The 15,726-nt window shown below is 41.3% G+C and carries 10 protein-coding genes and 2 pseudogenes; 7 read left to right on the top strand and 5 right to left on the bottom strand.

Going from position 1 to position 15,726, the window contains the following annotated elements:
• Positions 1–32: 32 nt before the first annotated feature.
• The 4 genes from fdhD to EO98_RS16800 all read right to left on the bottom strand — a co-directional run bounded on the left by fdhD (position 33) and on the right by EO98_RS16800 (position 5,352).
• Positions 33–821, bottom strand: coding sequence for a formate dehydrogenase accessory sulfurtransferase FdhD (gene fdhD / locus EO98_RS16815; RefSeq protein WP_048137653.1), 789 nt, complete (start codon positions 819–821; stop codon positions 33–35).
• Between the two features lie 16 nt (positions 822–837).
• Positions 838–2,019 (bottom strand): cysteine desulfurase, encoded by a 1,182-nt coding sequence (locus EO98_RS16810; protein WP_048137651.1) that lies wholly within the window; start codon positions 2,017–2,019, stop codon positions 838–840.
• A gap of 533 nt (positions 2,020–2,552) precedes the next feature.
• Positions 2,553–3,749: a PKD domain-containing protein gene (locus EO98_RS16805; protein WP_048137649.1), complete on the bottom strand. Its 1,197-nt coding sequence runs from the start codon at positions 3,747–3,749 to the stop codon at positions 2,553–2,555.
• 373 nt (positions 3,750–4,122) lie between these two features.
• Positions 4,123–5,352 (bottom strand): hypothetical protein, encoded by a 1,230-nt coding sequence (locus EO98_RS16800; RefSeq protein ID WP_048137647.1) that lies wholly within the window; start codon positions 5,350–5,352, stop codon positions 4,123–4,125.
• A gap of 796 nt (positions 5,353–6,148) precedes the next feature.
• Here EO98_RS16800 and EO98_RS16795 point away from each other — a divergent pair.
• The 3 genes from EO98_RS16795 (at position 6,149) to EO98_RS16785 (ending at position 8,783) form a co-directional block, all read left to right on the top strand.
• Positions 6,149–6,580, top strand: a complete 432-nt coding sequence (locus EO98_RS16795; RefSeq protein ID WP_235283457.1) for a serine O-acetyltransferase — start codon at positions 6,149–6,151, stop codon at positions 6,578–6,580.
• Between the two features lie 380 nt (positions 6,581–6,960).
• Entirely contained in the window at positions 6,961–7,470 is a 510-nt protein-coding gene (locus EO98_RS16790; RefSeq protein WP_048137641.1) for a nitroreductase family protein, read from the top strand.
• A 245-nt stretch (positions 7,471–7,715) separates the two neighbouring features.
• Positions 7,716–8,783: a hypothetical protein gene (locus tag EO98_RS16785; RefSeq protein WP_048137639.1), complete on the top strand. Its 1,068-nt coding sequence runs from the start codon at positions 7,716–7,718 to the stop codon at positions 8,781–8,783.
• A 346-nt stretch (positions 8,784–9,129) separates the two neighbouring features.
• On the opposite strand, the pseudogene EO98_RS16780 reads toward EO98_RS16785, so the two are convergent.
• Positions 9,130–10,236 (bottom strand): annotated as a pseudogene (locus EO98_RS16780) (transposase).
• Between the two features lie 104 nt (positions 10,237–10,340).
• Here EO98_RS16780 and EO98_RS16775 point away from each other — a divergent pair.
• From EO98_RS16775 to EO98_RS16760, 4 genes and pseudogenes are all read left to right on the top strand, one after another.
• Positions 10,341–11,303 (top strand): annotated as a pseudogene (locus EO98_RS16775) (hypothetical protein).
• 375 nt (positions 11,304–11,678) lie between these two features.
• Entirely contained in the window at positions 11,679–12,464 is a 786-nt protein-coding gene (locus tag EO98_RS16770) for a winged helix-turn-helix domain-containing protein (protein ID WP_048137637.1), read from the top strand.
• Positions 12,465–12,547: 83 nt separating this feature from the next.
• Positions 12,548–15,166: a histidine kinase dimerization/phosphoacceptor domain -containing protein gene (locus EO98_RS16765; RefSeq protein WP_048137635.1), complete on the top strand. Its 2,619-nt coding sequence runs from the start codon at positions 12,548–12,550 to the stop codon at positions 15,164–15,166.
• Between the two features lie 3 nt (positions 15,167–15,169).
• Positions 15,170–15,571 (top strand): response regulator, encoded by a 402-nt coding sequence (locus EO98_RS16760; RefSeq protein WP_048137633.1) that lies wholly within the window; start codon positions 15,170–15,172, stop codon positions 15,569–15,571.
• Positions 15,572–15,726 lie beyond the last annotated feature (155 nt).

Below are 15,726 nucleotides of genomic sequence, written 5' to 3'. Positions count from 1 at the left end.
AGGACCCGTAGTTAAGCATTAAGGGCCTGTAATTAAGAAAGCTCTTGATTTTTGATCCTTTCCGTACCTGTATAGATGTTCATTTTATGGCTCCGGACAAAGCCAATTATAGTAAGACCTGCTCGCTCTCCCATACTTATGGCAAGTGTGGTGGTTGCGCCTCTGGATACGATAACAGGTATATTAGCCATAAGACATTTCCTTGCCATCTCGGAGGAAAGCCTTCCCGAGCATGCTACGATTGTCTGGGAAAAGTCCACACCGTGTTTCAGCCCATAACCTATTGCCTTGTCAAGAGCGTTGTGCCTGCCGATATCTTCCATTACGCAGATTTTTCTGTCCGGCCCGAAAAGCCCTACAATATGTATGCCACCTGTTCTGGTGTGAAGGTCCGAAACCAGCGTTTCTTTCATTATGTCCTTTATAGTTGAAACATCAATGACCATATCCGATTGTATTTTCGGAAGCCTGTCAGCGTCCAGGTATGAAGCATCTCCTCCGCATCCCGAAAGAACTGTTTTGCCTGAAAGCATGATCGAAAACGGATCTTTTGTCAGTACGCTGGCACTCATGGTACCGGCACCTTTTTCATTTATTTTTTCTTCTATGCGCAACGATTCGATATCCTCGGGTTTGCGGATAATCTTTTCTGTGTATAAAAACCCTGTTACAAACTCTTCAAGCATCGCCGGGCTTATCATTGCGGTCAGAGCGTGGCGCCCGTTGACAAAAACTGCAAGAGGCGCTTCCATTACAACGTCATGCGATGACGGGACCATTGCTCCGTCATCATATTTTATACAGGGAACAGTGCTGTACATCCTTATACCCGACTCCTTACACCACACGTGCAATTTCTTCAATTGTTTCGATAAGCAGGTCAACTTCTTCTAAAGTATTGTATAAATAAAGGCTTGCCCTCACAGTTCCGTTTTCGAGCCCGAGATACCTCATTAACGGGATACAGCAATGGTCTCCCGAACGGACAAGAACCGCTGCCCTTTCGTCAAGCAAATAGGCTATTTCATGAGGGTGAACCCTGCCCACATTAAAAGAGACAACCCCTATCCTGTTTTTTGTGTCCTGCGGCCCGTAAATTGTGACATTATCTATCCCGGCAAGCCCTGAAAGAAGACGCTCAGTCAGCTTCTGCTCATGCCTGAAGATAGCATCCATCCCGAGGCTTTCGAGATATTTTACCGCCCGCGCCAGGCCGATTGCTCCTGAGATATGCGGCGTGCCAGCTTCATATCGCTTATAACCTCCGGTTAAGGTATATCCTTTGGTGGTTACATCTTCAACAGTGCCTCCCCCTACCATAAGGGGAGAAATAACAGCTTCCCGCATCCAGAGCACGCCGATGCCTGTCGGCCCAAGCATTTTATGCCCGGAAAAACAAAGGAAATCACATCCCGTTTCCTGAGCATTCACAGGAAAATGGGGGACAGACTGGGCCCCGTCAACAAGAAAATAGGCCCCCCGCTCTTTGCAGATAGCAGCAATCTCCCGGACAGGCTGCACGGTACCGAGCACATTTGAAGCGTGGTTGACTGCAACCAGTTTTGTGTCAGCAGTAATTGCCTCATCAAATGCCTCTATATCAAAGACTCCTTCCCGACCGGGGTAAACGACCGCGACCTCAACACCTTTTTGCCGCAGCCTGAGCCATGGAAGCAGGTTAGAGTGGTGCTCCATAATTGTTGTAACTACCCGGTCTCCGGGCTTCCAGTCCAGTCCGGCTGCAACCATGTTGATGGCTTCCGTAGTGTTTCTGGTAAAGACTGTTGTGCCTTCCTTCCCGCCAATAAAACCGCTGACTGAATCATGTGCGTCCTGATACTTCTGCGTTGCAACCCTTGTGAGCCTGTGCATCCCTCTGCCCACATTGGCGCGGTAATACCTGTCGTATTCGTTCATGGAAGCTATGACAGGCTCGGGGATGAGGCTGGTTGCAGCGTTATCCATATAATGCAGGTGCCGGGGTATCTGGAAATCTGCCATGCAATCTTCAATTTTCATAACATTTCATCCATGCTGCCGCTTCTGTATCCTTTAAGGTCAGATATCTTCAAGGTCAGAGATTTAAGGTCAGAGGCGATATAAGGAAAACCGCAAAAGCAGGTATCTCCTCCCTGAAAGTCTTTTGATCAATGCATTATGTAAATGTTCTTTTTGCATGGATATATACCGACCGTTTGTACTGACCGTTGATTATTCTGTTTGCCAGCACCAGAGACTTTTAGTTTTTAATTAATTTCACAATTGTGAATGTCCTGAAAAGGGCATTTCCAGATAAAATACTTTTTGTCCCGAAAACGAATTCATTATAGTTCGCAGGACTCCTTTTCCATAAAAACCCACCTTTTCCATAAAAACCCACCTTTTCCGTAAAAACACTGGCAGAAGAATAGAAAAAAGGCAGACATTAAAAATGGATTAATGGGGTAAACCTGTCCATCTGTCAAGAAACGCAGGCATCCCCACTATGCTACTATGACTGCTTCCTCCACTACTTCTACAGCTGAAATTCTTTTTTTACACTTATATAATACTTATTTTACATGTATTGTAGCTAACTTTGAATCCGTACCGTTTGCATTGTTTACTGTCAGACAGACGGTATAGTTTCCTGCTGATAAATAAGTATGAACCGGGTCCTGTTCGTTTGAAATATCTCCATCCTCGAAGTCCCAGTACCATTCATCCGGTGTTCCTGTACCGGTGTCGGTAAAAGAGACGTTTAAAGGTGCATTTCCTGAGCTAACATTGCCGGTGAAATTTGCGGCGAGATTATTCGATGTATTTGAGAGATCATACAGATAAATATCTCTTGCTTCACAAAATTCCGGATTATTGCGACAATCTGCATATACGATTTTATCACCATAGACAGACGGGCTGAATGCAAGGGTACTGTTAGTTATGCGGGTTGTCCTGGCAGCAGATATCTCATACATGTAGATGTCTTTATTGCCACCACTATAAGGATCGCCTACCGTATATACTATTGAGTTAGCGTAGATTGCAGGCTGATATGCACTTACGTTACTGGTAACCTGAGTCGTTTTGTTGGAAGCAATATCATGCATATATACGTTGCCTGATTCTGTCCAGACTACGATATTTCCGTAGATATCGAGTTCGGATTCGGGTATTGAGATATTTGTAGTTGTTATTTTGCCTGTTTGTTGAGTGGATATATCATATAAGTAGATATCATAAGTATTGTTATTATTCTCCTGCGACCACACTACTTTTTTACCATATATGGCAGGAAAGCTGTAAACCGCAGCGATCCTGGTTTCATTGTGAGTATTGAGATCGTAAAGATAAATCCCATCATTTTGGTGATCCTCACCATAATAATAGTTATTAGTATAGACTATGTAGTTCCCGTAAATATCAGGAATACGCCTTCCGGATGCTATAAGGGTTTCATTGCCTGTAGAAATATCATACATATAAACAGTTTCACTATCCGAGGTCCATACCACCTTATCTCCATATGCATTAAGATTACTTCCTGCCGAATTCCCTGTAATATCTGTCCGGTTTCCGGTAGTTAGATCGTAAGCATGTACATCATTCCCGGCACACTCTGTCCAAAAAACATAGTTGCCATAGATTGATGTTCTCAGTGTTAACCTCTCATCCTGTGTGAGCTTATTTTCCGTTCCAGCCGATGCAACTGTCACCAGTGCAACAGAAATAAAAAAAATTACAAATATCGCTAGAGTTTTATTTTTCATATCCAATCCCCACATGTGCCATTGAAAAGAGCCAGACATATTTTTGACCTGGCTTTGCAGCACACATTATTTATTTAGCTATTATAAAATATATAATATATGCATAATCATTGGATTGATAAATTATCTGTTATTAAAAGCTAAAACCGGGAAAAGTAGAGTGGTTTTACCAGAACTTCTGCTCAATTAAACAGGAAAAAAGAAAAAGCGAAAGAGTTGAGAGTAAGCAGAGACAGGAGAGTCGGCAAAGATAGAAGAGTCAGCAGAGATAGTAACCTGCCGACCCCCGGTGAAAGAACCCGAACCGGACTGATGGTAACAGTAAACCGGAACCACTGGTAACACTTAGAGCTTATCTGGTGACAGTAAGAGCTTATACGGTACCGATACTGGTATCGTTCGCCTCTAACTGGTAAAAGTGGTACTCGTATGGTTGCCAGGTATCTTCGATGGTTCCATCAGTAACATTCACGGTTCTGTTCTCCCATAAGACATCATACGTTCCGTCTGGCACGCCGGTAATTGTTGCATTATTTGCCGTGCCGTTTGCTTCGGTAAAATCAAGCATACTTGATGACACAACTAACTTTCTATCGTCTGCATCAGTAAATATGTAAGCTGTAACTGCATCGATTATGCCGCCCGGATCTGATGTTATATTTGTCCTGCCGCTGGTTACGTTTGTTGTAAGAAGTGTCCTGTTGTCGTTCATAATCCAGGGCCAGACCTGTTCATATTTCGGCTTAAAGCTGACCCATCCGGCATAGTTTGGAGTATCTTCTGCGTATTTGTAAGCATATGAGAAAACACCCTGCGCCCCGCCCAAAATTCCCATCACTATCTGGCTTTCATGACGTGCCGCCACTTTTTGCTCAGTATCAAGGTCCGGGTCCAGATCATTCACCTCAAGAGCCTGACCGAATGCTTCTGTTGTTACATATATTGTTTTTCCTGCATTTTTCCAGTCAGGGGCATTGGCAATAAGATTCCCATATACCCAGGCGTGCGGGCGTTCGGGATGAAATTTAGTGTAGGTGGTGAAATAACAGACGTCCAGCCCCGGAATAAATTCCTCATCATCAGGCCCGGTCTGCATATCCCCTAAATAATCGCCGGCAACAGCATCGGGGAAATATTTCTTCATACCCGTGCGCATGGCGATAAGCGTTGAAGGGTCTCCTTCCTCGTCAGGGAAATACACCCCATAGAAATCATCATCAGTAACCCCCAGATCCCTGACTTCTTTCCAGAAGCTTTCAGACTCCATCTGCGGGCCGCCGGTAGCTACCAGATATTTTGAAATCCCCAGCTCTTTGCCTCTATTTACGTTGTCAACAAACTGCTGCGGAGTTATAGAAGTGCTCCATCCGAGGTGGACAAGCGTGGCGTTATCCGTTAAAAACTGAGTGCCTGTCTCCCATCCCATCATCCCGTATGCCGGAACCATACCGCGCGGATACGGAAATTCATTATTGGCCGCCGAGTCATTATCCGAAGCATTTTGCTCGCTAGATACCTGTGCAGCAGATGAGTCGATAATTAAAAAACAAGCCAGGACTGCTGAAGTCAAAAATGTTAAGGATAAATTATCCTTATTTTTCATTTATTTCAATCCCCCATTTCCCCTTTTGTTTGTGTATGTCAGTTATCCAGTGATTATTATAAAATTGGATGATATTTATAATTACAGGTGAATGGGAGATTGAAAAACATCAAATTTTCATTCATGCACACGTTTTTTATTCAAACGTATGTTTTTTATATTTTCCTAAATTTGCGGCTTTTTGCCTTCATTGAAAACTTTTAGCAGCTATTTTCATAAGCTTCAGTTGAGATAATAACTGCAAATTTTAGAGTAATTCTCCAAAAACGATAGCAAGAAAAATGTTATTTTTTTGAAGACATCTGCGGAAAGACAGCTACATATACATGTTACTTATTAATGATAAGGAAAATTGATTCTGCTTAATTTATTTACATACCAGTTATCTAAATATATATTCATGTGTGTGTAATATTTGGACAAATTAATCTAAAAATAGTTATATATAACCAAAATAATTAAGATAATAAAATGTTGTGAGTATCACACATAGATTCACATTTTTAATTTTCTTACATATTATATTCTACAGTTAAACTGGAAAACCAGTAGCATAAGACCTCAAACCATATAAATAATCATATATAAAGAGGGAATATCTATTATCAAATCAAAGGCAGATTACGATTTATACATTGAAGCAGACAAATTAGCTTTAGGGAAAAATTACAACAGGCCTAAATTAATTGGTGATGATATATGGAAATTTCAGAGATTATTAAGAAAGGCTGAATATTATAATAACTGTAAAAAATCTTTAATTCATAAACTATATTTCAAATATATACTTTTTAGATTGCATATAAAGAGTATCCATCTCGGGTATAGTATTCCAATAAATGTTTTTGGTCCTGGATTATGCATAGCCCATAGAGGAACTATCGTTGTAAATAAAGATGCCAGAGTTGGAGAGAATTGCAGAATACATGCCTGTACTAATATAGGATCTGGCAGAGGTAGCGTTCTTTTGGCACCAAAAATAGGAGATGATGTATACATCGGCCCAGGTGCCAAAATCTTTGGAAACATTGAAATTGCTGATAATATTGCAATTGGGGCAAATTCTGTAGTAAACAAATCATTTTATGAAAAAGGGATTTCAATCGCAGGAGTTCCTGCTAAAAAAATAAATAATAAAGGATCCGAGGGAATGATAATTTCAGCTACAGAAATTCTTTCAGTCCCTAATTCACAGGAAGCTATAGATCGCGTCACTGTAATTGAGTAAGTAAAGTGATAACTATTCAAACTGAGAAAAGCAGCCTCAATAAATTTGCCATAGCCATCTTTCTTAAGATTCGATTGGCAAATTTCTCTAATTTTATTTTTTAAAATTAATGGCTATTGATTGTGTTTTTTTAGAGTTAGATGAATTAGCAGTTACATATCTTTTAGAACCAAATTACGGGCCATCTTACGGATCATTTTACGGATCATCTTCTTCTTTTGAACTTTCTGATTCTTTTTCTGATTCTTTTTCTGATTCTTTTTCTGATTCTTTTTCTGATTCTGTGATTTAGATCTTTTTAACTGCTCTACAATTTATTCAGATCTGAACAATACTTTTATCCATTATAATAATACATTAATAAATGGGGGATAATATTTATGGAAACAATGGACGCGATTTTCACCAGAAGAAGCATCCGGAAATACCTGCCAGAGCCGGTTAGCAGGGATATAATTGAGAACATTTTGAAAGCCGGCATGAGTGCACCGTCAGCAGGGGATGAACAACCCTGGCATTTCATTATAATTGACAGACGTGATCTGCTTGAAAAAATCTCGGAAATGCACCCTTATGCAAAGATGTTAAAGGACGCTCCGGCTGCATTACTGATCTGCGCAGACCAGAATGTCCCGAAATTCAAGGATTTCTGGGTTCAGGACTGTTCGGCTGCAAGCGAAAACATGTTACTGGCTGCCCATGACATGGGGCTGGGGGCGGTCTGGATAGGGGTTTACCCGGCTGAAAAACTTGTCACCGGAATCCGGGGATTACTTAACATTCCTGAGCATATAACCCCATTTTCGGCAATCGCAATTGGCTATCCGGCAGAAGAAAAACCCGGAAGGTCCAGGTACGAAGTCTCAAGAATTCATGATAATTCCTGGTAAAGCTTCCCTGAATACAGGTTAGGGAAAAGATTGGAGAACTGATTGGAGGTTTTTTCTTCCTATTTTTAATCTTTAAGTGCCTTTTAATTTTCTAAGGGATTTTCATACATATTCATCGTGTTAAGTGGGAATATACCAGCAAGTGGAAATATAATAACAAGTGGGAATATACCAGCCAGAATATCCTGGTATTCGTCCGGAGCAGTTAACTGGAAAGACTCAATGATACCAAAGAAGGTGATTCTATGGAAAAGAAGCTGGCATCACTACTTATTTTATTTATGGTACTTTTTGCTGCACTGCCTTTTTCGGCAGGAGCCGTTGATGAAGAGAGCTTACTTAAATATACGAGCTCAGGAAACGTTTTCGGTGGAGGAGATGACCTTCAGATCGATCAGGATATCCCGGGAGATCTGGTGCTTGGGGGGTCCAGGCTTGAGATAAACGGAAACGTTATAGATGATTTCATCGGCGCCGGCGGAGAACTAATTATTAACGGGGATGTTTCAGGAAACATCATAGCTGCCGGAGGCTCGATTCGGGTAAATGGAAATGTTGGCGGAGACCTGGTAGTAGCCGGAGGTCAGATTTTTCTCTCGAAGGACAGCACAGTTGAAGGTGATATCCTGCTGGCCGGAGGGGGGGTAACTCTTAACGGGATCGTCAATGGAAACGGGTCAGTCTCTGCCGGGACCCTCCAGACAGGAGAGGACTTTGAGCTTAAAGGGAACCTTGAACTTGAAGCCGAAAATTACCCCTCTGACCTTGAAGATAAGGTAGAGGGAAACCTGAGTATCACACCCGTAACCAGAGAACAAGACCAGTATGCAGGTGAAGTTGAAGGTTTCAGCATCTTTTTCTTCATTATAGGGCTGCTGGCATCTCTTGCCCTGGGCTTTATCCTTATCTATACCTTCCCGGGTTTTGTAACCGGACTTGCGGAAATTTTAAGGGGCTCAGCTTTGAAAGCCGGACTGCTGGGCTTTTTGCTCCTGGTCTTCATTCCGGTCCTCTCCTTTATCCTGCTAATTACATTCTTCGGATGGAGTCTTTCGATCTTGCTGATGCTGCTCCTGACCCTCGCAACCCTTATTGCTACAGTACCGGTCAAACTGCTCGCAGGAGAGATGATTTACACCAAGGTCTTCAAAAAAGAAACAGGGAATATGATATATTACCTCACCGGAGCGGTTGTATTTGCAATAGTTTATGAAATCCCCTACCTTGGCGGGCTCATACAGTTTATTGCCCTGCTGGTAGGGCTGGGGGCACTCGGAATCTGGCTTGGAAAGAAGGCAAAGCCGGAAAATTAACCTATCAGCCGTCCGGTCTTTCAGAGCGAGTTTTCCGCGAGTTTAAGGAAGTTAGGGAAGGACTTCTTCCCTGTATTTTTCAATATACCCTGACTTTGACAGTTAAATAAAAATAAGTGCTCTTTGTTTTGTTTAATTCGGTCCAATGAATACAACTGGCTTTCCGCAGATGTCCGTTCAATTTTCACAATTTTTTCTGCTATCGTTTTTTCGGAAAAACTCCATGTTTATCCAAACGTATGTTTTTTATATTTTCCTAAATTTGCGGCTTTTTGCCTTGAGGCTCTCAAATTGAGGCTCTCAAATTAGCTCTTAAAATCTCTTATCTAATTTGATACCCATTTCTTCAAAAGTATTTCCCAAATGAATTTTTATTCCCAACTTTATTTTGCATTTCTGTCAGCGCCAGTAGTTGATATGCTATGAAACTCAATAGAGAGTAGAGTTTCCTACTCTCATTTCTCACTCTTCTGATATCGAATTTTACTGTGCCCTTAATATGTCCATGTATCTTTTCACATTCAGCTCTCTTTTTATATTGGTTATCAAAATATTCATCTCTGATGTTCTGGTTTCTCAGGTACATTCCTACCTGTTCTTTCCTTTCATTCTCATAAGAAATTTGAGTTTGTTTACCATTGGTGCATGAACATCTCCACCGATTCTCCATTTTTTATTGACCCAGTGATTGATTCTTTCCTCTTCACCTTCTTGATTGATTACGGCATTTGAGGCGTAGGAGATAATCGGTTTTGCATCCAGGTGATACCAAATATCAGAATGGTTACAGAATGAATCATAACCTCCATCTGCAGAATACAATTCGAGATCAGCATTCATCTTCTTAAGAGCTTTAATATGGTTGATAAGTTCTGGAGAGTCCCCAGCAACTCCTTTTATATGAGTCATAAAAACAGGGTAAGTTCCAACCATTGTAATATGCGCCCTATCCATTTTGCATTCATAATGAGGATTGTAATCAGCATATGTATCATATCTTGAAGCTTCGAGTGGAGTGGAATCGATCTTAGCTTCCTTTTCCGGAGAAAGTTTGAGAATTTTTTCACCTACAGCATCATTATCTCATTGATTCCCTCCTCACCAAGCCTATACTTTACAAAATGATGAAGGGTTCCACTTGAAGGAAGTTTTATCTGGCCGGTTTCATCAAAAAAGAGAGTAAGATAGTTTCTTCCTCTGTTAAGGAAGAAATGGCTTTATCATATGAAAGTTTCCTGAAACATTTCACAACAAAGAGTTTTATCATAGAAGATACACTGTATTTAAAGTGCCAACTTTTGTTGGTATAAAAAGTACGCTCGATGTGCTTTGCAATATCGTCAATGCAGAGGAAGTACAGGAATTGGCAAATTGAAGTGCTTTCTCTGCTAAGATAGTTATCGAGGGAGTCCTCGAAGAGGACTCCTTTATATAACATACTGTTTTTCGACATGAGAACGGCATATCTGGCATTGTTTAAAGTTGCCGTTATCGAATAAAGACAAGTATATCAGAGTTAGTGAAAAAAAGAATAAGTTTTTAAGTCAAAATTCTAATTTGAGAGCCTCAAATATATGTCTTCCGATTGGAACAATGCTTGCCGTCCAATCCTACTATGAAAAGCTTAATTTTTACGATATTTTTAGCAAGCATAAAAGCAAAGGTCTTGATCTCAATAGTTTACTGATAGGATTGGTAAGCTATAAGCTCACCGAGAATTTTAGTATCAAAGAAGCAGGTAATTGGTTAAACCAGAAAGACGAGATGGAGTATCTTACCTCCATGAAACTGAATACAAGTGACGACAAAATAATTGAGAAATTTGATCCGGAAAAAGCCGAACTGATAGATGCCAAAAAAGGTTTATATGGGATAAAAATCGTCAAGCCAAGTAGCATTAAATATTTCTACTTCTCTGAAGCTTTACAGAAAAGACAGTTGGAAGCAAAAGCAAGAGCTATTATGAGGAAATTAAAGGAAGCAAGAGAGATTCAGAAGGCCATTGTAAACAAGAAAAAGCTTCCTAAGAAGTTCAGAATAAATAACGAGTTAATTGAGATTGATTACTCTTTTAGGACTAAGCTTGAAGAGCTTAGTGATGAAGAAGCTATAGAACTCTTAAAAGCTTCACTGATTAATGGAAGAGAAGGATTTTTCTGCCTCAAATCAAACAAGGATTTGACACTTGAAGAGGCATTGAAAATATACCGAAAAAAGGATTCCATTGAAAAAATATTCCACTCGTTAAAAAATGAAATTCAAATTAAGCCGTTAAGAGTGTAGTCCGATGATAGCATTTATGGAGCTATTATCCTGGGATTTATTGCCCAGTTATTCATATCGCTGATGCGATATGAATTTGAGGACATTAAACACAGGTCTACGAAATTCATCAAAAAAAGCTTGAAGAATTTGACACTTACAATCAACTTCAAGAAAAATGGGGTCAAAAACTATATTTTTGCGAATTTTGACCAGATCAATAGCTTGATTGTAGCAAAAATGAGTGGGATTACGTAGAATATATAATAAATTTTTATAAATTTATAGAACCTGTCAAGTCCAATCGGACCAAAAAAAGGGAAATATTCAGTACCAATTAGTGGGTACTGTCAAACTTAGGAGATATATGAAAAATTAACCCAAAATCTAAACTTTATAGATAAAACACTGCAGTGAGTTCCTATATCTGGCTTTTGTCCAAGGTCCATAACTGATTTATGTTTTTCTATCGTTTTTTGCCTTGCTGGAATGCCAACCGTAGCCGTATATTGTGCGGGGGAAAAGGCCATGAAGATATCATCTTCGGATATTCTGGAATAATATCTCCCGATTAATTAGAGATAACCAAAACATAACATATTAATAAAAGTTTATTTATATTAGGGGGTAGCAATGAGCTCCTCTTTATGCGATACTATCTGGCTTTCTGAAAAAAGAAAAAACCTCCTCCTTTTACTTATGGAAGGACCCCGGGACATCGAGCAAATAAAGACTTCTCTTAATGTGAATTCTAAAGCTATGATGCCTCAAATCAAGATCCTGAAAAAGCAGGAGTTGATTCTCCAGAAAGGGGGCACCTACGAGCTTTCGGAGATAGGAAAACTTGTGGTCGGGAACATGCTTCCTCTCCTGAATACACTTGAGGTCCTCGAAGAAAATAAGGAATACTGGGCAAGCCGGGATACTAGCGTCATACCCCATGACCTTTTCATGCGCCTCGGTGAACTTGGAGAATGTATGGTGATTGAGCCTGACCTGAACCACCTCTTTGACCTCCCCAGGGAATTTACGGAAAATCTTGCGAAATCCAGGTGCATCCTGAGTTCTCTTTCCTATTATCACCCTCTGTATCCTTCTCTATATTCGAAGCTTGCAATGAGTGAAGTTGAAGTGAAACTCGTGCTAACGGAATCCGTGTTTGAGAGACTCAAAAATGACTATCCTGACGATCTCAGGTCCTTTCTTGATTCCAAAAATACAATTGTAGTGGTCTGTGAAGAAAGTCTCAATATTCCCACCATTGCCGTTACGGATCGTTTCATGTATCTCTGCCTTTTCAACAGGCAGGGAAAATATGACCACCGAAAGGTGATGAGCTTCGATGCAAGTGCACTTCGCTGGGGCAGAGAGCTTTTCATGCATTACAGAAAATCCGCCCGGGAAGTAACAGACTTTTAATGTCCTCTGTTTTTTAAAAACGGTAGTTGACGGTCCATGTTGAGTCTTTCCCCAAAAGCTCTAATTTATGGGAGCCTGGTACTATGAGGTTCAAAGACGTCCCCTTAAAGCCAAAGCTGGTTATTCTTATTGTTGTCGGAATTTTTCTCGTTCTTGCCGTATCCATGGCAGTCATCATCGGGACAGTAACTACTCAGGAAGAAAAGCTTGCTTATGATAAATCCATTGAGATGGCAGACAACTATGCAAATCAGTTCGATGCCCATATGAAGGCCAATCAGGCTGTTGCACGAACCCTTGCGCTTACAATGGCTGAGTATGAAGCTTCTGACAGGGAAGAGGCAATAGGCATCCTTGAAAATGTCCTTGAAGGGAACCCCAGTTTAATCGGCGTCTACCTGGGTTATGAGCCGAATGCCTTTGACGGCAGGGATCGAGACTATGTTAATACCTCCGGACACGATGCAACCGGCAGGTTTGTCCCGTACTGCAACAAGATTGAAGGGCCTCTGGTGATTGAACCTCTTGTTCATTATGATTCTTCTGACTACTACCAGCTACCAAAAGCTACTGGTGAGGATATTCTGACCGAACCCTACTTTTACGAAGGAATATTCATGATGAGTTACGACTCTCCTATTTTTAAAGACGGAGAGTTTGCAGGGATTGCCGGTGTGGATGTCCCGCTTGAATATGTGGACGAGGTCGCAAGCAATATCCGGACTTTTGATACGGGATATGCTTTCATGGTAAGCAACACCGGTGTTTTCCTTTCTCATCCCACGCGGAAAGACTGGATCGGCAAAAAGAGCTTTTCTGATTTTGATTCAAAAGAGATTAAAAATGCCTCAGATGATATTCGGCAGGGGATAGGAGGGCACATTGAAGTTAAGGACCCGACCACAGGCAAGACCGTTATTATGTTTTACGAACCTGTTGAAACAGGTGAATCTGCATTTGTGCTGGTAGTCCCTAAAGAAGAAATGCTTGCCGGGGTTGCTGATCTGAGGGACCGGCTTCTTATCATCTCTGCAATCTCGATAATTTTTATGGCGGCTCTGGCTTATATGATTGCACGGTCCATCACAAAACCTATCGATGAAATTGTTGATGATTTCAGGAACATTGCGCAGGAAGCGGTTAAAGGGAGGCTCGATGTAAGGGCAAATACCGATGTGGAAATTGATTTCCGGGAAATTCCAAGCGGTCTGAACGAAATTCTTAGGGCCGTGATTGTACCTGTCCGGGAAACCATAAGGGTAACCAACGCCCTTGCAAAAGGAGAGTTGAAGGAACGGGTCAATGTAGATGTACAGGGAGAGTTCAGGGATCTTGGAGATACCCTTGATAAGTTTTCCGAAACCCTCAACAGGATCATTGATGATTCAAATGCTGTTCTGACTGCTTTCCAGCACAACGATTTCAAGCGAGAGATCCTTGTGCATGGGCACGGAGACTTTAAGCTCCTTACGAACGGGATTGAAGAGACCCGCAGGGCTCTTGATCTTGTTACAGCGCAGCGCAGGGCAGCAGAAAAAGCCCTGCTGGATTATGCAATGGAACTGGAACGTTCCAATAAGCTTAAAGAGGAAATGGAACGAGTCATCAACAATAGTCCGGTAATCGTTTTTTTATGGAAATATGAACCCGGCTGGCCTGCAAAATTTGTCTCGGAAAACATTACGCGGTTAGGGTATGAAGTAACGGATTTTACCTCAAAGAAGGTTTTCTACGAAGATATCGTCCACCCGGAAGACCTTAAAAATATGCACGAAGAGCTTGCCCGGAATGTGGAGTCCGGCTGTGATGTCTATACTTCGGAGTACCGAATATTCACCAGATCCGGGGAAGTCCGCTGGGTGGATGAGAGGACTTTTATTCAGAGGGACGAGAAAAATGAGATCCACCTTCAGGGAATCATCCTTGATATAACCGAACATAAAAAAGCTGAAGAGGTCCTGTTACAGATCGAAGAAATCCATAAAAAGGAAATTCATCACAGGATCAAAAATAACCTGCAGGTAATCTCAACCCTGCTCTACCTGGAATCCGGAAACTTTTCAGATAGGAAGGTAATGGATGCCTTCAAAGAGAGTCAGCACAGGGTGAAGTCAATGGCACTTGTTCATGAAAAACTCTACCAGTCTGAAGATATGGTAAGTGTGGACTTTGCAGATTACATTCAGAATCTTTCCAATTATCTCTTCCAATCCTATTCAGTAGGGAGCGGAAAAATCAGTCTGAGACTTGATGTTGATAACGTTTTTCTCGGAATGGATACTGCAGTTCCCCTGGGCATTATTATCAACGAACTTATTTCAAACGCCCTTAAACATGCCTTTTCGGAAGGAGAGGACGGAGAAATCTACATCCAGTTACACAGGAACCGAAGAGATTCACTTTCTTTTAGAGAAAATTATAAAAATACAGAAGATCAAGTGGCTAAGTGCGAGAAAATTGATTGTACTGGTATTAGTGGCACACAGGGGCTAAATAAAGTAGAGGATAGGCTGACCCTGATTGTCAGAGATGATGGCAAAGGGTTCCCTGAAGGCCTTGATTTCAGAAATACGGATTCCCTCGGGCTCCAGCTGGTGACTGCACTTGTAGACCAGATTAACGGGAGCATAGAACTTGACACCAGTAGAGGAACCGGGTTTATAATTATCTTTCAGGATCTGAAGTACAAACCAAGGGTGTAAAGAATGGCAGAAGGACGAATTCTGATAGTAGAAGATGAACACATCGTTGCGATGGGAATTAAGCGCATGTTGAAGGGCCTGGGATATACGGTTACAGGTGTCGCTTCATCCGGAGAAGACGCCATAAGCAAAGCTGAGAGCACTTTTCCTGACCTGGTGTTGATGGACATAATGCTGAAAGGAGAACTTGACGGCGTGGAAGCTGCAAAGGAGATCAAAGCACGCTTTGATGTGCCTGTGATTTTCCTTACTGCTTATTCCGACAGCAATATTCTCGAGCGGGTTAAAAAGACCGGACCCTCCGGCTATATCGTAAAACCTTTTGACGAAAAAGACCTGCACAGCAATATAGAAATAGCCCTGCACAGGCACAGGAATGAAAAAGAAGACCTTGAGAAGAATTGAAGGGGAAAGATAGGCAGGTAGAGAAAGGTAATCTTTTATAAACTTTTCAGCACGATTATTCTTGAGTTCAGCTCTTCAACCCTGATTCAACTTTCTTCATGGGGGGAAAATTATTAAGGTTAAAATTTTTAATGGCGTTAAAATATCATATTCCC

The sequence above is a fragment of the Methanosarcina sp. 2.H.T.1A.6 genome (genome assembly GCF_000979455.1).
In the GTDB taxonomy this organism is placed as follows: Archaea; Halobacteriota; Methanosarcinia; order Methanosarcinales; family Methanosarcinaceae; genus Methanosarcina.
The sequence above is the reverse complement of the archived record's forward strand: the minus strand, read 5'-3'. Positions and strand labels throughout refer to the sequence as shown.

Coding starts and splice junctions, on each gene's coding strand:
- fdhD (WP_048137653.1), bottom strand. CDS start 821: ATGTACAGCACTGTTCCCTGTATAAAATATGATGACGGAGCAATGGTC.
- EO98_RS16810 (WP_048137651.1), bottom strand. CDS start 2,019: ATGAAAATTGAAGATTGCATGGCAGATTTCCAGATACCCCGGCACCTG.
- EO98_RS16805 (WP_048137649.1), bottom strand. CDS start 3,749: ATGAAAAATAAAACTCTAGCGATATTTGTAATTTTTTTTATTTCTGTT.
- EO98_RS16800 (WP_048137647.1), bottom strand. CDS start 5,352: ATGAAAAATAAGGATAATTTATCCTTAACATTTTTGACTTCAGCAGTC.
- EO98_RS16790 (WP_048137641.1), top strand. CDS start 6,961: ATGGAAACAATGGACGCGATTTTCACCAGAAGAAGCATCCGGAAATAC.
- EO98_RS16785 (WP_048137639.1), top strand. CDS start 7,716: ATGGAAAAGAAGCTGGCATCACTACTTATTTTATTTATGGTACTTTTT.
- EO98_RS16770 (WP_048137637.1), top strand. CDS start 11,679: ATGAGCTCCTCTTTATGCGATACTATCTGGCTTTCTGAAAAAAGAAAA.
- EO98_RS16765 (WP_048137635.1), top strand. CDS start 12,548: ATGAGGTTCAAAGACGTCCCCTTAAAGCCAAAGCTGGTTATTCTTATT.
- EO98_RS16760 (WP_048137633.1), top strand. CDS start 15,170: ATGGCAGAAGGACGAATTCTGATAGTAGAAGATGAACACATCGTTGCG.